The following is a 22,501-nucleotide window of genomic DNA, read 5'->3' as shown; positions in this document are numbered from 1 at the left end:
TGGTAACAGGGGTGCCGACGAATCACGAGAATTCGTTATTTTCGAAGGTCCCGGCTCTTTACGTTGGCACCGGGCCCATCGTCCAGGCATGATCGCGTGGTGTTGAGCGTTCCCGACCGCGGTGCCTTCGTCGGGCGAGCAGCAGAGGTCTCCGCGCTCCAGCGTGCGTACCAGGACGAGTCGGTGCATACCGTGCTGATCGCCGGTGAGCCCGGTCTCGGCAAGTCGCGGCTGGTCGCCGAATTCACCTCGCGGCTCGGCTCGGATGTGCTGGTACTGACCGGGCGGTGTCCGGAGTTCGGCGCGAGCGGGGTGCCGTTCGCACCGTTCGTCACGATCGTGCGCGCTCTGGTGCGGCGGATCGGCGTCGACGAGCTGACCGCACTACTTCCGGGCACGCGCCCCGCGCTCTCACGCTGGCTGCCCGAGCTGGCAATGCGGACCGGTGCGGCCGAGCCCGAATCGGATCGGATCCGGTTGTTCGGCGAGATCCTCACGGTATTCGAGCAATCAGCGATCTCGCATCCGCTGGTGCTCGTCCTCGAGGACCTGCACTGGGCCGATGATTCGAGCCGCGAACTGCTGGCTTTCCTCATCGCGAATCTCACCCAGCGCGATCTGCTGCTGATCGGCACCTACCGGCCCACCGATTCGGAACCACTGCGTCGACTCGTCACCGGGCTGCGACGCGATCCCGGTGTGCGCGTGCTGAATCCAGAGCCGCTGACCAAACACGAGGTCGGGCGTCAACTCGCCGCGCTGCTCAATCGCGAACCCGAGCCCGGGTTGGCCACCCGAGTCTTCCAGCGCAGCAAGGGGATTCCACTTTTCGTCGAGGAGCTGGGGCGAGCGCTGCAGGAGGATCCCGACCGCGTACCCGCGGACCTGTCCGACCTGCTACTGGGCTATCAGGCCGGACTGCCCGAGGATGCCAGGGCGCTGCTGCGACTCGCAGCCACCGCCGGTTCGCCGGTGCGTGCCGGGTTACTGGAATCCGCGACGGACCTGCCCGATGACGCGCTGCGCCTGGCACTGCGTCAGCTGACCGACCAGCGGTTACTGCTCGCCACCGACACCGGCTACGAGTTCCGGCACAGCCTGATTCGCGATGCCGTCTATGACGATATGCTGCCGATCGAGCGAAAGCGCTTGCACACCAGGCTTTCTCAGGTGCTAGTTGCCGAAGACCCACTGCATGCCGGTGACCGGCGGATGGGCGAGCTGGCCTACCACGCGTATGCCGCAGGCGATCTGCCACACGCTCTCGTCGCGTGCTGGGGTGCCGCCACGGAATCCGAAGGGGCACAGGGCGAACGCGTGCGGCAGCTCGATCGCGTGCTGGAGCTGTGGGATCGAGTGCCCGACGCGACGACGCTGATCGGGGCCGATCGGCTCACCGTGCTGGAACGCATTGTCGAGGCATGCTTTCACGGCGGCATCGTCGAGCGCGGTGTCACGGCGGCCGAGGAGGCGCTGGAACTGCTGGATGCGGTGGCCGCACCGGAGCGGGCCGCACGCCTGTACTACTACCGGGCAGGTCTGGAGAACCAGAGCAGCAGCGGATCCGTCGATGATCTCACCCGCGCCCTGGAGTTATTGCCCGCACAGCCGCCGAGCGTGCTGCGTGGCGAGGTGCTCGCCGCACTGGCCGCATCTCGCGTCTTCAACGGTGACGCCGACGGGGCCGCGCGCGATGCCCGTGCCGCGGTGGAGGTCGCCGAGCAGACCGGCACACCAGCGCTCGCCGCGCGCGGCTATGCCTATCAAGGTCTGGCGGCCGTCGCCGGAAATGGTTCCGCCGTCGCGTATTTCGAGCAGGCGCATGCCGCGGCAAACAATCCGCAGACATTGTTGACCGTGGTGCTGTGGGAGTCGGCGGCGCTGGTCGCGGCGGGCGAATACCAGGCGGCCATCGAGGCGATCCAACAGGGATTGCGGGCCGCCCACGAAACCTTCCGTTTCGCCGATGCCGGGCCCATCCTGTTGGTGAAATGGGCCCAGGCATTGGCCGCGCTCGGACGCTGGCCGGAGGCGCTCGGTCTCATCGACGAATCGCTCACCGAGCAACTGCCGCCGCTGAGCAAGGCCGCACTGCTGCTCTGCCACGCGAGAATCGTGCTGGCACAGGGCTCTTCGGCCGCAGCAACCAGCAGTGCCGACGCCGCCGCGGAACTCTTGAGCGACGGACCGTGGGCGCGCCAGTACCAGCTCCAATTGCGTACGGTGCGAACCGATATCGCGATCGCGGACGGACAGTCCCGACGTGCGCGCGAGCTCGTCGCCGAGACGCTCGCGGCCGATGACCTCATCACCCACCACCATGAGGTGTGGCCATTGCTCGCGACCGCCGCCCGGACTACGGATCTCGCCTCCACCGCCGACCGATTGCCGGTGACCACCGCGGTCGACACGGCCTACCGCGCCGTCTTCACCGCCACCAGGGACAGCGATCCGGCCGCCTGGCACAAGGCGGTATCCGCGTGGCGCGCCATCGATCAACGCTACGACCTGGCGCGCAGCCTGCTCAGCGCCGCCGAAGCCGAACTGACGGTCGGCAATCGCGCCGCCGCCCGAGAACCCCTGCGGGAAGCCGCCGAACTCGCCGCGGAATTGGGTGCGACACCATTGGCCGATGCGGCCGAGCAGGTGGCCGAGCGTGCCAGGGTCGCACTCCAGGTGACTCGGCCGGAACCGGCGAACGAACCGCCGCGCACCTTCGGACTGACGCCACGCGAGATCGACGTATTGCGTCTGGTCGCACAGGGTTTGAGCAATCGCGCGATCGCGGCCGAGCTGTTCATCAGCGGCAATACCGCGGGCGTGCACGTATCGCGCATCCTCACCAAACTCGGTGCCGCGACGCGGACCGAAGCCGCCGCCGTCGCCCGCGAACACAGCCTCATCTGAAGCGCCTTCAGGTGGCCGTGCGGATCAGGCTCAGCAGAGCGTCTGCCGTTCGAGCGCAGAAGGTTTCGGCATCGTCCATCCCGTAGGTGAGTCCGCGCACCAGCGTTCTTGCGACCAAGATTTCGAAAACCAGGTCGGCCGTGGCGGTCCCGTCGGCGTCGACGGGTATGGCCGAATGGATTCGAGCCGTGAACGCCTGACGCGCGGGGAGGTCGGCGCGCTCGTGCAGGGCACGGTAGCGGTCGGGTTCGCGATGGTAGGCCGAGATGAGGCCCGGAATCGCCGCGCGTGCGGACGGTTCCGCGATGCGGGCCAGGAAGACGCGCACCCACTCGATCAGGTCGGTGTGTAGATCCTCGGTTTCGGCGGGCAGCCAGAGATTTTCCGAACCGAAGACCGCGTCCTCGATCAGCGCCTCTTTACCCGGCCAGCGCCGGTAGATGGGCGCGGTCCCGACATTGGCGCGGCGGGCCACCGCGGCGATCGAGGTTTCCTGGTACCCGACCTCGGCGAGCAATGCACGGGTCGCATCGAGTACGGCCCGATCGATCTGCGCGTCACGCGGCCGACCGGCCGACCTCGGGTTCGCGGAATCGGTCGACGTCATATCGCGGAGCGTACCCGGGCGATTTCGCCGAACAATTACGTTGCGCTGTGCAACGTAATATATTCGCGGTGCACCTACGAAGGAGTTCGGATGCTTGTACCCGAAGACGAAATGCTGTCCCACCAACTCGCGACGACGTTCGATCACGTCGGCCAGAGTGATCTGCGCTGGACCGAACGCGTGGTGATGTACGGCTTCGACAAATCCGGCGAGATCAGCGTGATGACCGGTCTCGCCCGCTACCCCAACCGCAATGTCATGGACGCGTACGCCATGGTGACCGTCGGCGGCAAACACGCGAAGGTGGTGCGGCTGTCGACCGAATACAACCATCGCGCGACAACGCTCGGCGCATGGGATGTCGGCCCGTACACCTACGAGGTGACCGAGCCGCTGCTCGGCACCCGGGCCGCACTGGCGGACAACGAACACGGCCTGCGCCTGCAACTCGACTTCCACGGCACCTTCCCCGCCTACGAACAGACACCGGCCTTCCACCGTTCCCGCGGACGGATCCGCGAGGACGCGCGCCGCTACTACCAGAACGGCACGGTCACCGGCTGGATCGAAATCGACGGCAGGCGCATCGATATCGACCCCGACCAGTGGTGGTTCGGTCGCGACCACTCGTGGGGCGTGCGGCACGGTCCCGGCGGTGGCAGCCTCGACGAGGGTGCGGGCCTGCAGCCCACCGAGGTGCCCGACGGTGTCCTCTACTACATGGGCATCTTCCAATTCGATGACGAGCTGGTGCATTTCGCGCAGCGTGAGACCAGCACCGGCGCGCGCTGGCAATTCGAGGGCGAGGTGCTGTACCCGATCGCCACCGGCCGGGATTCGACGCCGATCATCGATGTCGAACACGAGCTGACCTTCGAACCGGACCTGCGCGTCGCCACCGGCGGCACCTTCACCGTGCACCGCGGCGACCACACCGCATCGGTGCTCGAGGTGCGCCCGAACTGCCGCTTCTGGCCCGGATTCGCCGGATACAACGAATACCGCGGCTATGCGTCGGGCATGTGGCGCGGGACGGCGTTCAGCGATGGCTTCACCGTCGATATCACCGATCTCGATCAGGTCCGGCCGATCAGCCTGCTCAGCGAGACGCTGTGCGAAGTGCGAATGGGCGACAAGATCGGGCACGGCCTGCTGGAGATGGTGTGTATGGGCAGCTACCCGCGCTACGGCTACACCGGCTGGTGAGAATATGAGCGCTACCCGACTCGCCCCGGACGATCTACCCGCGCACGTGGAACCCCTTGTTCGCCGGCATCTTCCGGATGCCGAGCGGGCCACTATCGCGAACTGGAAGCGTGCTGACCAGGGATTCGCCTCCGACACATACCTTTTCGATGTCGAAGGGCTGAATGCGGCACCCGGACATGCCGGTTTCGTATTCCGGCGACCGCCCGAGATCGCCCTGTTCCCCGACTACGACCTGCGCAGGCAGTTCCTGGTCATGAAACGCCTTGCCGGAACCGATATTCCGGCGCCGACGGTGCGCTGGATCGATACCGGGCCGAATCCGCTGGGCACCCCGTACTTCGTCATGGACCGCATCGACGGCGGCCGCACACCCAGCGATGTCCCGACCTATCACGAGGCCGGGATGTATTTCGAGGCGACACCCGACGAGCGGGCGCGGATCTGGTGGTCCTGTGTGGACACCATGGTTCAGGTCCACCGGCTGGATCCGACCGCGCTGCGGATGGACTTCCTGCGCATTCCTCGTCTCGGCACCGAACCGCTCGAACAGGCGGTGAACTATCTGGACTGGGCCGTGCACTGGGCGAATCCCACCCCCGCATCCGTCTTCGAGCGGTCACTCGACTGGCTGCGAGGGCATCGTTACCAACCCGAGCACATCACGCTGTGCTGGGGCGACAGCCGCCTGTCGAATGTCCTCTACGCCGATGACCTCTCCGTACTGGGCGTCCTCGATTGGGAGATCGCCCATCTCGGCGATCACGAGGCGGACCTGGCCTGGCTCCTGCTGACCGACTGGTTGTGCAGCGACTTCCAGAGCCGAGCGCGGCTGCCCGGTACACCGACACGCGAGGAAACGATCGCCGGATACGAAGCCCGCACCGGCTGGCCGGTCCGCAACCTGCGCTTCAACGAAATCCTGTGCGCGCTCCTGCTTTCCGTCCCGCTGCTGCGCATGTCCAGCCACCTCGGCATGGGTGATCTGTCCCAGGTCTGCGCGGCCCGCCTCGACCAACTGCTCACCAAAGGGAGCTGAACCCCGATAATGGTCGGACTATGACCGAATCCCTACTCCACCAGCGCTTCCCCGAACTGGCCAGCACACTGCCGTTCGCCCGGCTGGGTATCGCGCCGACGCCGGTCCGCCCGCTGGACCTCGGCACCAACAGCATTGTGTGGTGCAAGGACGAAAGCGGGTACGGCTCCGGTGGCTGGGGTGGCAATAAGATCCGCAAGCTGGAGTGGCTATTGCCCGAGGCCCGACGGCGCGGTGCCCGCACCATTCTCACCTTCGGCGGCACCGGAACCAACTGGGGTCTGGCCACGGCGCTCTACGCCCGGGAATTCGGCATCGACACCGCGCTGGCGCTGGTCGACCAACCGGTGGACGACCACGTCCGCGCGCAGCTGCGACGATTGGAAAATTCCGGCGCCACCCTACATTTCACGCACAGCAAGTTGCGCACCGTCCTGGCCGCGCCGTGGCTTGTGCTGCGGCATACGCACGGACGCACCCCACCGTATCTGCTGCCCGTCGGCGGATCGTCGCCGATCGGCGCGCTCGGCTATGTCGAGGTCGCATTGGAACTGGCGGCGCAGATCGCGGCGGGCGAACTACCGCAACCGACACATCTGGTGACCGCCGTCGGATCCGGTGGCACGGCAGCGGGTTTGGCCCTCGGCCTACGGCTTGCCGGACTACGCACCCGTGTCGTCGGTGTCGTCGTCAACGACTCGCTCCCCCTCGACGCGCGACACATTGTCGAGCTGGCGAGGCGCGCCGCGATGGTGCTGCGCGCACGCGGCGCGGAATTCACCGCTCCCGAGTTGCGCCCGGACGACGTGACGATGGTGCGCGACTGGCTCGGCCCCGGCTACGGCCATGAAACCCCGGCCGCCATTGCCGCGAAGCAGCTCTCCGCGACTAACGGGCTGGAATTGGAAACCGTCTACACCGCAAAGGCTTTGGCCGGACTCCTGGAGATGGATGCCCGCGGCGACTTCGGCAACGGACCCGTTCTGTTCCTCGATACCTACGGGCCGCGCTGATCCGGATCCAGCCCCAGAATGACCGCCAGCACCGCGCGCAACCGCTCCACATCGCCGCGCAGGCCGGTCACCGCATCCTGATAGAGGAAGGCCTCGATGAGCCGGACCAGCGCATAGGCGAAGGTCTGGGTATCGACCCGGTTCTGGTAACCCTGCACCATCGCGGTATCCAGAATTTCGGCGACCACCCCGACCACCTTCGGCTGGACCGGCCCATCGCTGGTGGTGATGATGCGGCCCGCGGTGGCCTGTTCGGTCGCGATGAAATAGCGGTAGGCCTCGCTGCGCGTCATCCACTGCGCCACCCGGTCCAGCAGGGCGAGTACCCGCGGCGCGCCGATGCCGTCGTCGCGCGTCTGCGCAGCGACGACCATCCGCTCGAATTCCGACACCATGACCGCGCCGAGCAGACCGTCGCGCGAACCGAACCAGCGGTAGATCGTCGCGCGCGACAATCCGAGTTCCGCCGCGATCGCCTGCACATCGACTCGCTCGCAGGCCAGGAACTGGGCGCTGGCCGCGGCGAGCACCTGGTCCTGGGAGGCGGCGGCGGGACGGCCGACGGGACGGGCGGCACCGGAGGTTGTGGTCATCCCAGCCCTGGGATCGATTCGCGACACATGCGTAGTAACGTACCAAATCGACCCGAGCGAGTATCGCGCCCGTCTGGGCCAGTGCTCCACCACCCCGAGAGGATGTGCCCGTGCGCTCGACCCTGATCTCCCGTAGGGACCTGGACTTCCTGCTCTACGAATGGCTGCGGGTCGAGGAGCTCACGGCGCTGCCCCGGTTCACCGAACACTCCAGGGATACCTTCGACGGCTTTCTCGACCTCTGCGAGGATCTGGCCACCCGGCACTTCGCCACGCACAACAAGCGCAACGACAGCAATGAGCCGACCTTCGACGGTGAAACGGTCACCATCATCCCGGAGGTGAAGGCCGCGATCGAGGCCTTCACCAAGGCCAATCTCATCGGCGCCGCGATGGACGAGGAGATAGGCGGGCTGCAGTTGCCCGCCACCGTGGAGGCCGCCGGATTCTGCTGGTTCCAGGCCGCCAATGTCGGCACCACCGGCTATCTGTTCCTGACCGTCGGCAATGCCAATCTCCTCGCCGCGCACGGTACCCCGGAGCAGATCGACCGCTTCGTCAAGCCCATGGTCGAGGGCCGGTTCACCGGAACGATGTGTCTGTCCGAACCGCAGGCGGGCTCGTCGCTGGCCGATATCGTCACCCGCGCCGAACCGCAGGCCGATGGCACCTACCGGCTGTTCGGCTCGAAAATGTGGATCTCCGGCGGTGATCACGAGCTGACCGACAATATCGTGCACCTCGTGCTGGCCAAGATTCCGGGCGGACCGGCCGGAACCAAGGGCATCTCGCTGTTCGTCGTGCCGAAATTCCTGGTGGCCGAGGACGGTTCGCTCGGCGCGCGCAACGATGTGGTGCTGGCCGGGTTGAACCACAAGATGGGATATCGGGGCACCACCAATACCGTGCTGAATTTCGGCGAGGGCAAGCACAATCCGGACGGCGCGCCCGGCGCGGTGGGTTACCTCGTCGGCGAACCGCATCGCGGCCTGTCCTACATGTTCCACATGATGAACGAGGCGCGCCTCGGCGTCGGTCTGGGTGCGACGGCGTTGGGCTACACCGGATATCTGAAGTCGGTCGACTACGCCCGGGAACGCCGACAGGGCCGCGCGGTCACCGCCAAGGATCCGTCCGCACCGCAGACGCCGATCATCGAGCATACCGATGTGCGGCGAATGCTGTTGGCGCAGAAGGCTTATGTCGAGGGCGCGCTCGCGCTGCTGCTCTATTGCAACCGCCTGGTCGATCTGGAACGCACCACCACGGACCCGGCGGCCAAACGCGAGTACACCCTGCTGCTGGAAATTCTCACCGGCGTGGCGAAGAGCTGGCCCTCGCAATGGTGTCTGGAGGCCAACAGCCTCGCCATCCAGGTACACGGCGGCTACGGCTACACCCGCGAATACGACGTCGAACAGCACTACCGCGACAACCGCCTCAACCCCATCCACGAAGGCACGCACGGCATCCAGGGTCTGGATCTGTTGGGCCGCAAGGTGATCCAGCACGACGGCGCGAGCCTGCGGCTACTCGCCGCACAGATCGAGCGGACCGTACTCGCGGCCACCGAGGCGGGCGGCGAGTGGACCGAGTTCGGTGGCCAGCTCGACGCGGTCTGGCAGCGCCTGCTCACCGTCACCGGCTGGATGTTCGGCTCCGGCGATATCGCCGCCGCCATGGCCAATTCCAGCATCTACCTCGAGGCCTTCGGGCACGTCGTGGTCGCCTGGATCTGGCTGGAGCAGGCGCTGGCCGCGCACGGCAAGGACGGCGACTTCTACGACGGCAAACGCGCGGCGGCCCGCTACTTCTTCCGCTACGAATTGCCCAAGACCACACCGCAATTGGATCTGCTGGAGCTGATGGACCGCACCACGCTGGAGATGCGCGACGCCTGGTTCTGACCCGTCAGACGACCAGTGGTTGCCGCCCCGGGCGGGTGCGGCGCCAGGCCACCACGAGGAAGGCCAGCAGGCCGACCAGCGGCAGGGTGCCAATCGTCCAGCTCAGCGGCAGGGGTGGTCCTGGCTGGTCGAGCACGGTGACATTGCCGAGGGTCCCTTCGCCGTGTCCGAGCGGGCCGTCGATCGCGAAGGTGAAGGTGTAGGTGCCGGGTGCGTCGAAGGCCCTGACGTCCAAGCCCCAGGAGTCGCGCTTGCGGGGATGGCGGACCAGCGGCGTGGCACGGCGACCGGGCCTGATGGCCGGTCCGGTCAGGTGCAGCGTCCCGGATTTGTCGGCGATGCCGCCGTCGGGCATGAAGGTGAAGTCCAGCGATTTCATCGCGCGGATGGGCCAGGTGGAGAAGCCGACGGTCACGCCGTACGGCCCCACCTGAACGCGCTCGGTGTGCACGATTTCGACCGGCGCATAGGCTGAGGCGGGGGCGACGGCGATGAGCGACAGGGTGATCACGGCCAGCACGGTCACAGCGAGCCTGCGGAGTACGGACATCACACATCCTTCGTTGCGGGCAGCATGGTGGTGAACCGGCCGCCGAGGAATCCGGCGAGCAGGCCGAGCGGAATGCCGAGCAGCGTGATCGTCACGATGTCGCCGACCGCGATATGCGAGGTGGCGCGGACGAGGTTCAATTGCAGCGGGAACGTCACGCCGATGATGACACCGGTTACGGCACCGGCCACCAACACGATCTTGCGCGCATCGAAACCACGGGTACGGGACAGCCAGAACAACCCGTCCACCGCGATCGCCGCGACAATCAGGAACATCGGCATCATGACGGGCAGATCCGGCGGCCGTCCGGTGAGACCGTCACGCAGCGGCAGCCCGATCGCCGACGCATAGATTTCCGCGGCCCACGGCGAGAACCACCAGAGGAACGCCTGCATCGCACCGAGCGAAACCGCGATGGCAATGGCCGCGCCCGCACGAGCCAACAGTGCGGCGCCGAGGATGAGCAGCATCGGCCCGAACACGACGATACCCAGGATGGTCGGGTCGACAGCCAGATGCAGGTTGTTCAACGCATTGGTGGGAATCGGGGCGAAGGTGATCAGGATCGGAATCGCGACGGCAATGCCGACCCGGCCCCAGCGGTGATCGCGGTGGGCGGCGAAAACGATGATGCTGCCGATCATGGTGAGCGCGTTGGACAGGAACAGCGCCACATGCGACGGGGTATTGAGCACCGCGTCGAAGCCGTAGATCGAATGCCACTCCAGATCGAGCAGGCCGTAGAGCAGGAAGAGCGCCGCACCGGCTCCGGCGACCATAAAGCCGAGCGGTGCGGTCAAGTTGCTGCCGAAGACTCGAATGGGGGTGCCGCCGAGGCGGGGCACGGGCCTACCAGCCCGTTGGGCGGAGGTCGCGATGAGAACCATGGCCAGGCTGGCGAATCCGGATATCGCGCTGCCGGAGTACAGGAACAGGTGCGGCAGGGTGAAGAAGGTGTCCGGACCGACCTCGTTGTGCCACTGGATATCCCAGCTGAGGCCGACCAATGTCACTGCGGTGCCGAGCAATACACCCCAGGCGCCGACGCGGGCCGCGATGCTGTCATCGGAGATCTCGGGTCCAGTGTCGGCTTCGACCGGCGCTGCCGTGGTCATGGTGATCATTCCTCCTGATCTGTGCATGTTTTCAGCCGCCGACCCAGATCGGCACCGCGAGTTCGTCGAGGCCGTCGTGTTCGTCGATAGATAGTCGAAGCTCCCACTGTCCGGTCATCATGAGTGGTACCGATGCGGCATGGAAGTGGCCCGGCCCGGTGGCCGTCGCCGTGATGGGCGGTTCCGCGTGGCCCATGAGCGGCTGGTTGGCCTGAATACGCACTGTGGCATGGTCTTTCGTCGCACCCGCACGATCGGTCACGGTGATGTCGATAGCGGTACTGCCGATTCGGAGGCTGTCGATGGAGACCGTGACGAGGTGCTGCGGGGTACCGGTTTCCAGTACGAGTGGACCGGATGGGCGCGGCCAGACGAACCAGGCGAGGGCGGCAACGACGATCAGCGCTCCTCCGGTAAGGAGAACGCTTTTACGGGTAGCGCTCATGGCCGCGCTCCCACCGCGACATCGAGAACGACCGGGACCGTCAGCACGGTGTAGCGCCGTTCGACCTGTATCCAGAGGCGATATCGGCCCGCGAGCGGGAAGGTGTAGGTGAACGGCACGTCGGGGCCGTATGCGGCGACCGTCTCGTCGGGCGTGCTTTCACCGTTGGCGGGTGGCATGAGCATGGTGCCGCGGCTCGCGGCGGGCTCGGTCATATCCATGCCGGGCATATCCATCCCCGGCATATCGGACATGCCCTGCATGGATGTCACGCCCATCGAATGGCCGTGACCCCAGACGGGTGAGTTCTGTACGGCCGCGGCGATATCCGGGTCGCCGGGTAGTGGACCCGCCATGATCAGGTGGCCGACCATGCCGAGCCACGGTTGCAGATCGGCAGCATCGCCGAATTCGGCGGTAATGGTGGTCGGCGCCCCCGCTACCGGAGTAGTCGTTCTGAGGGTGACCGGGTTACCGTCGATGACAGTCGACGCGGTCTTGTCCGCATCACCGAGATGCACCGTGGTGCTGGAGGATTCCGCTGCCGCCGCACCGGGGACCGTGAAACCTCCTGGCGCGCGTACCATTTGCACACCACCACCGCGCCGCGCCAACTCCGCGGACAGCGCATACCTACCGGCCTCGGGCGCGGCCAGATGAACCTGAAACCGTCCGGGCCCGATCCGGATCGGATGCAGATGCCACAGGCGGCCGGTCGGGCCCACGATCAGCAGATGTATGAGCGCACTGTCGTGCACGACCAGATCGTCGACGGGTGCACCGGTGGCGGCATCGATCAGAACGAGGTCGAGATCGCCTGGCTGACCGGCGTTCACGGGCCCACCCGCGACCGTGAGCAGTACCGGCGGCCGCGAAAAGTCCGAAATCAGCGGCTGATGCACGGCGTAGGGATCTGTGACATTGTCGAGCGTGGGATCGAGCTGACCGCCGGGTTGCGGCGGCAGCGGTAGTGATGCCGAAAGCAGTGCGGCGGTCACCGAAACCGCCATCCCGGCCACCATCCCGGCGGCCGGAACCAGCGCCCATACGCTGCGTCGAGCACGAATCGCGATCACCACCGCGACGGGCAGCAGTACGCCCGCCACCAAGAAACCGCCGTAGACCAGGCGCTCGGGCGGCGAGGTCACCTGCGCGGGCACGATGAACGGAATCCGCGCCACCCGCGTACCGTCGCCGACCGCCAGTTCCCATGGCCCGGCACGGTCCATTCGGACCGTCGCCGAGTACATCCCCGGCGAGCCTCCGAGATCGACAACCGCCTCGGTGGTCGGCACTCCAGGTGCGGGCTGTGTCGACTTCTCGGACACCCCCGTCGGCGTCGCCGCGAGCGTGAGTTGCCCGGGCGCGGTACCGGCATGGGTGACCACATCCACCCGCAACGGCCCCGGCACGCTGGTCACCCGGCGCAAGATGATTGTGAGCTCCCGATCACCGAGCGACTGCGCGACCGAAATATCCGAACCGGAGGACGCCGAATCCGCCGATACGGAACCCACCCCGATCGACACCAACAACGCACACACCCCTGCGACCAGCAGAACGCGACCAACACCGGCGACAACAGCCACGCCCGCCATGGTAGGGATGCGTGCCTGCCAGAACATCACCCCCAGTGGGGATTTCGCCTCCCCCGCCGGAGTGATGCCGCCCCGGACCGGCCTCCGGATTATCCCCCAGCTCACGGCAGCGTCGGCTCGCTCGGTCAGCGCAACCGTCGTGGCCGGATCACGGCGCGGGACCTGGCCTTGCGGGCCGGCGGAGTGCGACATTGTTCCGAACCACCCACCCGCCCGGCATTCGAATCTGTGTGATCGAAACTGATCGGCCGTGAACAGGGTGGCGCAATGGCCACTTCGAGACCAATCCGTCCAGGTCAGAGCCGGTAGGGGGCGGCGCAATAACATCCGCTGATTTCTGGCGCTCGCTCGCGGGCATTCGAGCGTCTCCGCGGCAACTATCGTCGCTATCCATGCAGGTCAGCGAGAGAAAGGTGGCGGAGGTGGGAGCCGAGGCGACGCCCGTGCGACGGTTGCGGGCCGACCAGGCGCGCCGGATAGCCGACGTGCTGCGTCATCAGATACATGCGGGCGCGTTCGACGACGTGCTGCCGAGTGAGCAGGAATTGGTCACCGAATATGACGCGTCGCGCAATACCGTGCGCGACGCACTCGCGCTGCTCAAGGACGAAGGGCTGATCGATCGGGTGCCGAAGGTGGGCACCCGGGTCGCCCGGCGCAAATACGATCACGGGCTGGACGCGCTGCTCGGGCTGCAGGAAACCCTCAAGGGCCACGGCACGGTGCGCAATGAGGTGCGCGCGGCAACGCATATCACCGCACCACCCGCCGTCGCACGCAAGCTCGGGCTGAATCCCGGTGAGCGCGTGGTCTATATCGAACGACTGCGCTACCTCGCCGACCTACCGCTGAGCCTGGATCTGACCTATCTCGCACCCGATATCGGCACCGAGGTCCTCGGCCACGATCTCGAGACCAACGACATCTTCGTACTCATCGAACAGATCAGCGGCGGACCGCTCGGCTCGGCCGATCTCGCGCTGGAAGCGATTACCGCCGACGCGCACACCGCGGCCACCTTGGAAGCGCCCGAGGGCGCGGCGTTGCTGATGCTCGAACGGCTGACCCGCCTCGATGACGGCCGACCGGTGGATCTGGAGTACATCCGGATGCGCGGAGACCGAATCACCATGCGCGGCAGCCTGATCCGCAGCACATCCGAATGGAAGGTCATCTAATGGCACTTGCGAACCAACGCACCGACATTCCGGTGACCATCGACGAATCACTATGCATCCAGGGTTGCACGCTGTGCGTGGAGATCTGCCCGCTCGACTCGCTGGCCATCAATCCGGAAAACGGAAAGGCCTTCATGCACGTGGACGAGTGCTGGTACTGCGGCCCCTGCGCCGCCCGGTGTCCCACCGGCGCCGTCACCGTCAATATGCCCTATCTGTTGCGCTGAACGATCCGGAAGTCCCATGAAGAAACGCCTCGCTCCCCTGCTCTTCGCCGTTGCACTCGCCGCGGCGGGCTGCTCCCTGCAGAGTTCGGACAACACGCCCGAAGGCACTGTCAAGGTCGTCGTCGGCTACCAGTCCAAGACCATCAATACCGTCACCGCGGGCACCCTGCTGCGCGCCCAGGGCTATCTGGAGCAGCGGCTACAGAAGATCACCGACAGCGGCGGCGCCAAGTACCGGGTGGAGTGGCAGGACTACGACACCGGCGCGCCGATCACCGCGCAGATGCTCGCCGAGAAGATCGATATCGGGTCGATGGGCGACTATCCGTTGCTGATCAACGGATCTCGCACGCAGTCCAACGAGCGCGCGAAGACAGCACTGGTATCGGTGACCGGCTACAACCCCAGGGGTGCGCTCAATATGGTTGTGGTGCCCCAGGATTCGACGGTGACCGGGATCGGTGACCTGGCCGGGCAGAAGATTTCGGCCAGCGTCGGCTCGGCCGGACACGGCACCCTGGTGCAGGCGCTCTCGCGGGCGGGCGTCGATCCGGCCAAGGGCGTCGAGGTGCTCAACCAGCAGCCACAGGTCGGGGCGACCGCATTGGAATCGCATCAGGTCGGCGCGCTCGCGCAGTTCGTGGCCTGGCCCGGACTGCTGGTCTTCCAGAACAAGGCGAAATTGCTCTACGACGGTGCGGAATTGAATGTGCCCACCTTCCACGGCGTGGTCGCGCGACGCTCCTACACCGCCGATCATCCCGAGGTGCTGCAGGCTTTCCTCGCGGCCCAGCTCGACGCCACGAAGTTCCTGAACGAGAAGCCGTTCGAAGCCGCCAAGATCGTCGCCGACGGTTCCGGATTGCCGCAGGAAGTCGTGTACCTCTACAACGGGCCCGGCGGAACGTCTTTCGATACCACGCTCAAGCCCGGTCTGATCGACGCGTTCAAAGGCGATGTGCAGTACCTGAAGTCGATCGGCGACTTCGCCGAACTCGATATCGATAAGTTCGTCGATCCCGCCCCGCTGCGCAAGGCCTTCGCCGACAACGGCGTGGGCGACTACGACCAGGCGGTGGCGGCCACCGTCAACCCCAGCCGCGTCACCGGTACCGACCCGGTCTGCGCACGTCCCGTGAGCAATGCCGCGCAGGCCGGTGAGCTGTGGCTCGACGGCACGGATCGACCGCAGCCCGCCGCCGATCCGACCTGCCTGTTGCGCGCTGTTCAGGCGGCCGAAGCGCAGGGCAAGGTGATCCGCGCCGCGTATGTGCCCGATGCCGAACTCGGTACGCGCTGGTTCGCCGACAAGGCGGTGTGGTTGCGCGATGGCGACAGCTTCCTGCCGTTCACGACACCCACCGCCGCGCAGCGCTATCGGCAGGCGCATCCGGCCGCCATTGCGATCTCCTATGACCAGGCCGTCACGGAAGTCCGACCATGACAGCATCACACAGCGCTTCGTTGTTGCAGGATGAGCGGACAACTGGCGAGCGCATCACGGCTCCGGCCAAGGCTGCCCGTGATGAAACCGCCGAAATACGTGGCAGGTCCGCATGGCGCACCCGAGTGCTCCAGGTGGCGTCGGTCGCGACCGCGATCGGACTGTGGCAGCTGCTCACCGCCAATAATGTGCGGTGGTGGCTGCGCTTCGACACGCTGCCGACGGTCACCGAGATCATCGGTGAATTCGGCAAGCAGCTGCAGTCGGACCAGTTCTATGTCGATGTCGCGCAATCGCTGATCCGTATTCTCACCGGATTCGGGCTCGCGGCCGTGGTCGGGGTGGTCGCGGGCATCGGTCTCGGCCGCTCCGGGCTCTTCGCCGCGGTGCTCGGACCGCTCACCGAATTGGCGCGGCCGATTCCGGCCATCGCGCTGGTGCCGGTGGCGATCCTGCTGTTCCCCAGCGACGAATCGGGCATCGTCTTCATCACCTTCATGGCATCGCTGTTCCCGGTGCTGGTCAGCACCCGGCACGCGGTACGCGCGCTGCCGACCATCTGGGAGGACGCGCTGCGCACCCTGGGCGCATCGCGCGCCGATGTCCTTGTGCGAGTGGTATTTCCGGGCATTTTGCCCGGCGTATTCAGTGGCCTGTCGGTGGGCATGGGCGTGGCATGGATCTGCCTCATCTCGGCCGAGATGATCTCCGGACGGCTCGGCATCGGCTACCGGACCTGGCAGGCCTACACCATCGTCGATTATCCGGCGGTATTCGTCGGCATGATCACCATCGGCATCCTCGGCTTCGGCACCTCCGGAATCGTGGAATTGGCCGGACGCCGGATCACCCGCTGGCTGCCGAGGGAGGTCGCCGAATGACCACGACAACCGCACCCGCCACCCCGGCCACAACCGGAATGCGGTTGAGCCTGGACGGAATTCGCATCGCCTATGGCGGCAAAACGGTGCTCGAGAGCCTGGAGTTGGCCATCGCGCCCGGCGAAATCCTGGTCGTGGTCGGCAAATCCGGCTGCGGCAAGTCGACGCTGCTGCGGACGATCGCCGGACTGCGCAAGCCGGATCTCGGCGTGATACGCGCCGACGGCATCGCGGTGACCGGACCATCCGCCGACCGCGCCCTGGTCTTCCAGGACGATGCGCTACTGCCGTGGCGCACCGTGCGCCAGAACATCGAGTTGGCACTGCAACTGCGCAAAGTGCCGCGCGCCGAACGCAAGGCGAGCGCCCGGCATTGGGTGGCGGAGGTCGGACTCACCGGCTACGCCGATTATCTCCCGCGCGATCTCTCCGGCGGCATGCGGCAGCGAGTCCAGTTGGCGCGCAGTCTCGCCGGATCGCCGCGCGCGGTGCTGATGGACGAACCGTTCGGCGCACTCGACACTCAGACCCGGACAACCATGCAGCGCTTGCTGATCGACACCTGGCGCGCCCACCCCACCACCGTTGTATTCGTCACCCATGACCTGGACGAGGCGCTACTGCTCGGCGACCGCATCGCGGTGCTGGGCGACGGTGAGCTGGGCGGCGGCGTGCTGCGCACCCTGGTCGATGTGCCCGAGCCCCGCACACCGGCGGATCGCCGGTCGGTGAAGGCCGAAATCCTGGAGAAGTTGTGAATATTCCCGAGCTATCCGATCGGATCCGACTCGACTGCGATGTGCTCGTCATCGGCGGCGGCACCGCGGGGACCATGGCCGCACTGACCGCCGCCGAGGCAGGCGCCGATGTGTTACTGCTGGAGAAAGCGCATGTGCGGCACTCCGGTGCCTTGGCCATGGGCATGGACGGGGTCAACAATGCGGTGATTCCCGGCAAAGCCGAACCCGAGGACTATGTCGCCGAAATCACCAGGGCCAATGACGGAATCGTGAACCAGCGCACCGTTTATCAGACCGCCACCCGCGGCTTCGCCATGGTGCAGCGACTCGAACGGTACGGAGTGAAGTTCGAGAAGGACGAGTACGGCGAGTACGCGGTGCGCCGGGTGCACCGGTCCGGGTCGTATGTGCTGCCCATGCCCGAGGGCAAGGACGTCAAGAAGGCGCTGTATCGCGTACTGCGCCAACGCAAGATGCGCGAGAGGATCCGCATCGAGAACCGGCTCATGCCGGTGCGGGTACTCACCGATGCGGGCCGCGCGGTGGGTGCCGCCGCATTGAATACGCGCACCGGCGACTTCGTGGCGGTCGGTGCCAAGGCGGTGATCCTGGCGACCGGTCCGTCCGGCCGCTTGGGACTGCCCGCATCGGGTTATCTGTATGGCACCTACGAGAATCCGACCAATGCGGGCGACGGGTATTCGATGGCCTATCACGCCGGCGCGGAGCTCAGCGGTATCGAATGCTTCCAGATCAATCCGCTCATCAAGGATTACAACGGTCCGGCCTGCGCCTATGTGGCCAATCCGTTCGGCGGGTACCAGGTGAACGCGAAGGGCGAACGCTTCGTCGACTCCGATTACTGGTCCGGACAGATGATGTCGGAGGTCAAGCGCGAGATCGAATCCGCGCGCGGGCCCATCTATCTCAAGGTGTCGCATCTGCCCGACGAGACGCTCACGACGCTCGAAGGCATTCTGCACACCACCGAACGTCCGACCCGCGGCACCTTCCACGCCAATCGCGGCCATGACTATCGCACCCACGATATCGAGATGCATATCTCCGAAATCGGCTTGTGCGGTGGACATTCCGCATCCGGCGTATGGGTAGACGAACATGCCCGCACGACCGTGCCCGGACTCTACGCGGCAGGTGATCTCGCGTGCGTGCCGCACAACTACATGATCGGTGCTTTCGTCTTCGGTGATCTCGCCGGTGGCCATGCCGCAGCCACATTGCCCGACGTCGCTGCGCCCGTCGAACTTCCGGAAGATCAACTGACCGAGGCACATGAACTGATCTACCGGCCGCTGCGGCAGCCGGACGGCCCGCCGCAGCCGCAGGTCGAGTACAAGCTGCGCCGATTCGTGAACGACTATGTGGCGCCGCCGAAGACGGCCGCGAAACTGTCGATCGCGGTCGAGACATTCGAGCGTATGCGCGGCGAAATCGCCGAAATCGGCGCCCGCACACCACATGAGCTCATGCGCGCGGTCGAGGTCTCCTTCATCCGCGACTGCGCCGAAATGGCGTCGCGCAGTTCACTGACCCGCACCGAATCACGGTGGGGGCTCTATCACGAACGCGCCGATCTGCCGCAGCGCGACGACAACGAGTGGCGCTATCACCTGAACCTGCGCAAGAACCCCGACGGCACGATGGCATTCCTGAAGCGGCCGGTCGCGCCGTATCTGGTACCGGTGCCCGGTCTCGATGACCTGCCTTCTACCGACACCGAGGTGGTCCCGGTCGCGCAGCCGGAACTCATCGGTGGGCGTGCTCCGGCCGATGCACCGCGCACCGTCCACACATCGACAACAACCCCACCGTCACCACGATTGGTCAGCCTGCTTTCCCTGGATTCGCCTACGGTGCTGGATCTTTCGACCTATCTATCCGATGCCGACGCCGGTGTTCGAGTGGCGGCGCTATCGGTGCTGACCGAGAACACCCCCGAGGGATTCACATCGGCATTGATCGGCGCGCTCGACGATGACGCGGCATCCGTTCGTGCGGCGGCCGCTGCGAGTTTGCGCGAACTCGTCGAGGTGCTTCCCGATTCGACCGGCCTCGCCGATCGACTGCACTCCCCCGACCCGGTCGTCCGGGCGATCGTCGTGGATCTGCTGCGCGCGCTGCGAGCCGGAACCGCAACGCAATTCGTTGCGGCACTGACCGATTCGGACCACCGGGTGCGCATCGAGGCGGTACGGGCCCTGGTATCGCTCGACGACTGGCAGGCCGTCTCGTCGGCGGCGACCGATGAGAACCGTGAGGTGCGCATTGCCGTCGCGCACGGGTTGTCGGCGATCGGCGGGCAGGGCACCGAAACGGCGCGCGCTCTTGCCGAGGATCCGGATCCGCTCGTACGCGCCGCCGCCCTGGCTTCCTTCGCGAATCTCGGTGTCGCACAAGATGACACGGCGCTACTGGTCGGCGCCCTCGCACACTCTGCCTGGCAGGTCCGAGTGGGTGCCGCGCGGGGTCTCGCGGGCGCGGACCCCGATTTCGGCGTCACCCCGCTTTCCGAAGCCCTGCACGATCCACACCTCGATGTGCGGAAGGCAGCGGTATTGTCGCTGGCTACCTGGCCGCACAGCGGTGCGGCGCACGCTGCGCTGAAGCCGGCGATCGATGACACCGATGCGGACGTGCGTGCCTACGCACGCCGAGCGTTGGACAGTGCACGGCCTCTCTCGTAGCCGCACGATCCGCATCAGAAGCCGCGGAACACCCCATCCGCGTCGACACTGTCCGCGAAGTCCTCGAAGTCCATGTTCGACAGAGACAGGTTGTTTTCTACGGCGGGCATTTCACTCGGCACCACACGGAAGGACTGAAAGCCCACCACCAGTTCGTTCCCCCGGCTCGTATCCACAACGAGAATCGGATGTTCGGGATCGGTGAGCGTTCGCTTGTCCACCAGGAACAGGTAGTAAGGCGGTGGCGCTGGCACCAGACTCTCCAACTTCGCCACCGTCAGACCTTCGAAACGGCGGTCGTCGACCGGCGTGATGCCCGCGTACGCGAGTACCCCGTCACCCAGATCCCACGGCTGCAAAGCCGCGTCCAGAGTTTCGACCCATGCGGCATTGTCGGCGAAATTGGTCCTGATAAACAGGGATTCGCCTTCCGGCAGCGGCAATACGTTTTCCTCTCGCGCCGAGTTCGGTCTTACATCGCCCGAATAGGCGGCCAACACGATCGCGGCCAACACCGCCACACCCACCGGACCAAACCTCACGAACAGGCAGCCTACCCACCTCTCGTCCCTGGCAATGCGACCCTTGCCAGCATGCGGACACCTCGGCAACCAGCTGACGCGGCGCGGCGCACCCGCGTGATATCGCGTCGGAGCAACCGGCGACGAACACCATCGAAAACAGTTCAGGCGCAGCGGAATTGGAAGCCGGCGATCGGTGTGGTGCCGGGTGCCACGTTGACCTGAACGTAGGCGATGCTCGCCAGCTCACAGCCAGAGGGAACGGAGGTCACCTCAACCTGATAGCAGCCGTTCGGGAAGGCCTGCGTCACGGTTCCATCGCCCCCGGTCGTCAAGGTGGCGAGCACCGGACCGGCGGCGCACGTGGTTATGCCGACCCCGACACCGGTGACCGGCAGTTGATCGGTGCCGGTGGTCGCCTGCACCTTCAGCTGACCGTCGCCCGGCGCCTGTGCACCGACCGCGCCAGCGGGCAGAATCGCCACCAGAGCGGCACCGAGTACGGATGTGACGAGCAGCGTGTTGCGCAAGCGGGTCTCCTTCGGCGGGTGCGAGCGGACGCCCTGCCACCGTATTGCACACCGACCGGCACGGCCATGACCCGAGGCCGCCTGTCGCGCCGAGGATCAGGCGGCGTCCGCGATAACCACCACGCCACCGGGCGCATCGATCAGCGAAACCGTCCGCGCGGCAGCATCATCCACGTGAACGCGCGGATGATCGGGCAGCTCGGATTCGTAATAGGTACCCGGACCATAGAATTGGCCGTACTTCACCACCACGCCGCCGATCTCGAGTACCGCGGCCTCATGTTCCCGGATGACCGTGCCGCGACCGGCGGGCGGCTCCCACGCAATGCTCTGGGCGAGAAAGCGTTTCGCGCCCGCGGCCTGCGCGGCGGCGATCAGATTGCGGGTGCCCTCGGAACGGATGCGCGCATTCGCAGCGGCGAGTTCCGGGAGCAGCGCGGCATCGTCGGGGAGATCGGTGAGCTGATGCATCACCAGATCGGGCCGGAAGCCGACGACCGCCGCGGTGAGCGCGTCGAGGTCGTAGACATCGCAGACCACCGGTTCCGCACCGGCAGCGCTGACCTGGTCGGCCTTGGCCGCGGACCGGGTCATCCCCGCGACCTCGTGTCCGGCCTCGATCAGCAAGGGCAACAACCGTGTTCCGATGACGCCGGTCGCACCGGCCAGATAGATCCGCACCCGTCCACCCTAATTCCCCGATCGGTCCGCGTAGCTGGTCGTATGCTCTAGGCCCGGCGGTATCGAGGGAGATGGAGAATCCATGGCGGATCGGGAAGTGCTGACCTGGGAACTATTCGGGACCGCGAGCCGCGAGCTCGCCACCGAAATCGCCAAGGACGGGTTCGAACCGGATCTGATCCTCTCGATCGCACGCGGCGGCCTATTCGTGGCGGGGGCACTCGGTTACGCATTGGACGTCAAGAACCTGCACGTGATGAACGTGGAGTTCTACACCGGTATCAATCAACGCCTCGATCTTCCGGTCATGCTTCCGCCGGTCCCGCAGGCGGTCGACCTGGCCGGTGCGACGGTCCTGATCGCCGACGATGTGGCCGATACCGGAGCCACCCTCAAACTCGTGCGCGACTTCTGCATCGACCATGTCGCCGAGGTGCGCTGCGCGGTCGTCTACCAGAAACCGCATTCCGAGGTCGATTGCGAATACGTCTGGCGACGCACCGACCGCTGGATCAACTTCCCCTGGTCCACCGAACCGCCGGTCGTCGATCGGCAGACCCGAGTGCTGGACGCCTGAGCCGCACGACTCGGCGGCGGCTCTCGACGTCAGC

The 22,501-nt window shown here is 66.2% G+C and carries 21 protein-coding genes; 12 read left to right on the top strand and 9 right to left on the bottom strand.

Features of this window, described 5'->3' with window-relative positions; all coding sequences use genetic code 11:
• Positions 1–99: 99 nt before the first annotated feature.
• Positions 100–2,907: an ATP-binding protein gene (locus ACZ60G_RS21395; protein ID WP_465811785.1), complete on the top strand. Its 2,808-nt coding sequence runs from the start codon at positions 100–102 to the stop codon at positions 2,905–2,907.
• Positions 2,908–2,914: 7 nt separating this feature from the next.
• Here ACZ60G_RS21395 and ACZ60G_RS21390 read toward each other — a convergent pair whose 3' ends face one another.
• Positions 2,915–3,514 (bottom strand): TetR/AcrR family transcriptional regulator, encoded by a 600-nt coding sequence (locus ACZ60G_RS21390; RefSeq protein WP_465811784.1) that lies wholly within the window; start codon positions 3,512–3,514, stop codon positions 2,915–2,917.
• A 90-nt stretch (positions 3,515–3,604) separates the two neighbouring features.
• Here ACZ60G_RS21390 and ACZ60G_RS21385 point away from each other — a divergent pair, with 90 nt between their 5' ends.
• The 3 genes from ACZ60G_RS21385 to ACZ60G_RS21375 are packed head-to-tail and all read left to right on the top strand — an operon-like array spanning position 3,605 to position 6,772.
• On the top strand, positions 3,605–4,720 hold the full coding sequence (locus ACZ60G_RS21385) for an Rv3169 family protein (protein ID WP_465811783.1): 1,116 nt from the start codon (positions 3,605–3,607) through the stop codon (positions 4,718–4,720).
• A gap of 4 nt (positions 4,721–4,724) precedes the next feature.
• A complete protein-coding gene (locus ACZ60G_RS21380) occupies positions 4,725–5,759 on the top strand; it encodes a phosphotransferase family protein (protein WP_465811782.1) in 1,035 nt (344 codons plus the stop codon).
• A gap of 20 nt (positions 5,760–5,779) precedes the next feature.
• On the top strand, positions 5,780–6,772 hold the full coding sequence (locus tag ACZ60G_RS21375) for a 1-aminocyclopropane-1-carboxylate deaminase/D-cysteine desulfhydrase (RefSeq protein WP_465811781.1): 993 nt from the start codon (positions 5,780–5,782) through the stop codon (positions 6,770–6,772).
• Here the strand turns inward: ACZ60G_RS21375 and ACZ60G_RS21370 are convergent.
• Positions 6,757–7,365 carry a TetR/AcrR family transcriptional regulator gene (locus ACZ60G_RS21370; protein WP_465811780.1) on the bottom strand — a complete coding sequence of 203 codons (609 nt, stop codon included), beginning with the start codon at positions 7,363–7,365 and terminating at the stop codon, positions 6,757–6,759. The two genes, ACZ60G_RS21375 and ACZ60G_RS21370, sit on opposite strands and share 16 nt — an antisense overlap.
• A 110-nt stretch (positions 7,366–7,475) precedes the next feature.
• On the opposite strand from ACZ60G_RS21370, the gene ACZ60G_RS21365 reads away from it, so the two are divergent.
• Entirely contained in the window at positions 7,476–9,272 is a 1,797-nt protein-coding gene (locus ACZ60G_RS21365) for an acyl-CoA dehydrogenase (protein WP_465811779.1), read from the top strand.
• Between the two features lie 4 nt (positions 9,273–9,276).
• On the opposite strand, the gene ACZ60G_RS21360 is transcribed toward ACZ60G_RS21365, so the two are convergent.
• From ACZ60G_RS21360 to ACZ60G_RS21345, 4 genes are read right to left on the bottom strand one after another with little or no spacing between them, the layout of a single operon-like run.
• A complete protein-coding gene (locus ACZ60G_RS21360) occupies positions 9,277–9,822 on the bottom strand; it encodes a hypothetical protein (RefSeq protein ID WP_465811778.1) in 546 nt (181 codons plus the stop codon).
• Entirely contained in the window at positions 9,822–10,940 is a 1,119-nt protein-coding gene (locus ACZ60G_RS21355; RefSeq protein ID WP_465811777.1) for a hypothetical protein, read from the bottom strand. The genes ACZ60G_RS21360 and ACZ60G_RS21355 overlap by 1 nt, the downstream gene beginning before the upstream one ends.
• A gap of 31 nt (positions 10,941–10,971) precedes the next feature.
• Positions 10,972–11,385 (bottom strand): FixH family protein, encoded by a 414-nt coding sequence (locus ACZ60G_RS21350; protein ID WP_465811776.1) that lies wholly within the window; start codon positions 11,383–11,385, stop codon positions 10,972–10,974.
• Complete coding sequence (locus ACZ60G_RS21345; RefSeq protein ID WP_465811775.1) at positions 11,382–13,175, bottom strand: hypothetical protein; 1,794 nt, start codon at positions 13,173–13,175, stop codon at positions 11,382–11,384. The genes ACZ60G_RS21350 and ACZ60G_RS21345 overlap by 4 nt, the downstream gene beginning before the upstream one ends.
• A gap of 200 nt (positions 13,176–13,375) precedes the next feature.
• Between ACZ60G_RS21345 and ACZ60G_RS21340 the strand changes: the two genes are divergently transcribed.
• Genes ACZ60G_RS21340 through ACZ60G_RS21315 form a run of 6 tightly spaced genes read left to right on the top strand, consistent with a single transcriptional unit; the run spans position 13,376 to position 20,158 of the window.
• Positions 13,376–14,161 (top strand): GntR family transcriptional regulator, encoded by a 786-nt coding sequence (locus tag ACZ60G_RS21340; RefSeq protein WP_465811774.1) that lies wholly within the window; start codon positions 13,376–13,378, stop codon positions 14,159–14,161.
• Positions 14,161–14,388, top strand: coding sequence for a 4Fe-4S dicluster domain-containing protein (locus ACZ60G_RS21335; protein WP_040689749.1), 228 nt, complete (start codon positions 14,161–14,163; stop codon positions 14,386–14,388). Before ACZ60G_RS21340 ends, ACZ60G_RS21335 begins: the two co-directional genes overlap by 1 nt.
• 16 nt (positions 14,389–14,404) lie before the next feature.
• Entirely contained in the window at positions 14,405–15,832 is a 1,428-nt protein-coding gene (locus ACZ60G_RS21330) for an ABC transporter substrate-binding protein (RefSeq protein WP_465811773.1), read from the top strand.
• A complete protein-coding gene (locus ACZ60G_RS21325) occupies positions 15,829–16,713 on the top strand; it encodes an ABC transporter permease (protein WP_465811772.1) in 885 nt (294 codons plus the stop codon). The genes ACZ60G_RS21330 and ACZ60G_RS21325 overlap by 4 nt, the downstream gene beginning before the upstream one ends.
• On the top strand, positions 16,710–17,471 hold the full coding sequence (locus tag ACZ60G_RS21320; protein WP_465811771.1) for an ABC transporter ATP-binding protein: 762 nt from the start codon (positions 16,710–16,712) through the stop codon (positions 17,469–17,471). The genes ACZ60G_RS21325 and ACZ60G_RS21320 overlap by 4 nt, the downstream gene beginning before the upstream one ends.
• A complete protein-coding gene (locus tag ACZ60G_RS21315) occupies positions 17,468–20,158 on the top strand; it encodes a fumarate reductase/succinate dehydrogenase flavoprotein subunit (protein ID WP_465811770.1) in 2,691 nt (896 codons plus the stop codon). The genes ACZ60G_RS21320 and ACZ60G_RS21315 overlap by 4 nt, the downstream gene beginning before the upstream one ends.
• Positions 20,159–20,172: 14 nt before the next feature.
• Here ACZ60G_RS21315 and ACZ60G_RS21310 read toward each other — a convergent pair whose 3' ends face one another.
• The 3 genes from ACZ60G_RS21310 to ACZ60G_RS21300 form a co-directional block, all read right to left on the bottom strand.
• Positions 20,173–20,685, bottom strand: a complete 513-nt coding sequence (locus tag ACZ60G_RS21310) for a DUF6924 domain-containing protein (RefSeq protein WP_465811769.1) — start codon at positions 20,683–20,685, stop codon at positions 20,173–20,175.
• Positions 20,686–20,843: 158 nt separating this feature from the next.
• Positions 20,844–21,209, bottom strand: a complete 366-nt coding sequence (locus ACZ60G_RS21305) for a hypothetical protein (protein ID WP_465811768.1) — start codon at positions 21,207–21,209, stop codon at positions 20,844–20,846.
• A gap of 96 nt (positions 21,210–21,305) precedes the next feature.
• Positions 21,306–21,890, bottom strand: a complete 585-nt coding sequence (locus tag ACZ60G_RS21300; RefSeq protein ID WP_465811767.1) for an NAD(P)H-binding protein — start codon at positions 21,888–21,890, stop codon at positions 21,306–21,308.
• An 82-nt stretch (positions 21,891–21,972) separates the two neighbouring features.
• Here ACZ60G_RS21300 and ACZ60G_RS21295 point away from each other — a divergent pair, with 82 nt between their 5' ends.
• Positions 21,973–22,467 (top strand): phosphoribosyltransferase, encoded by a 495-nt coding sequence (locus tag ACZ60G_RS21295; RefSeq protein WP_465811766.1) that lies wholly within the window; start codon positions 21,973–21,975, stop codon positions 22,465–22,467.
• Positions 22,468–22,501: the final 34 nt, after the last annotated feature.

Source organism: Nocardia sp. NPDC102475 (genome assembly GCF_055584605.1).
This window is presented reverse-complemented; position numbering and strand designations above follow the sequence as displayed.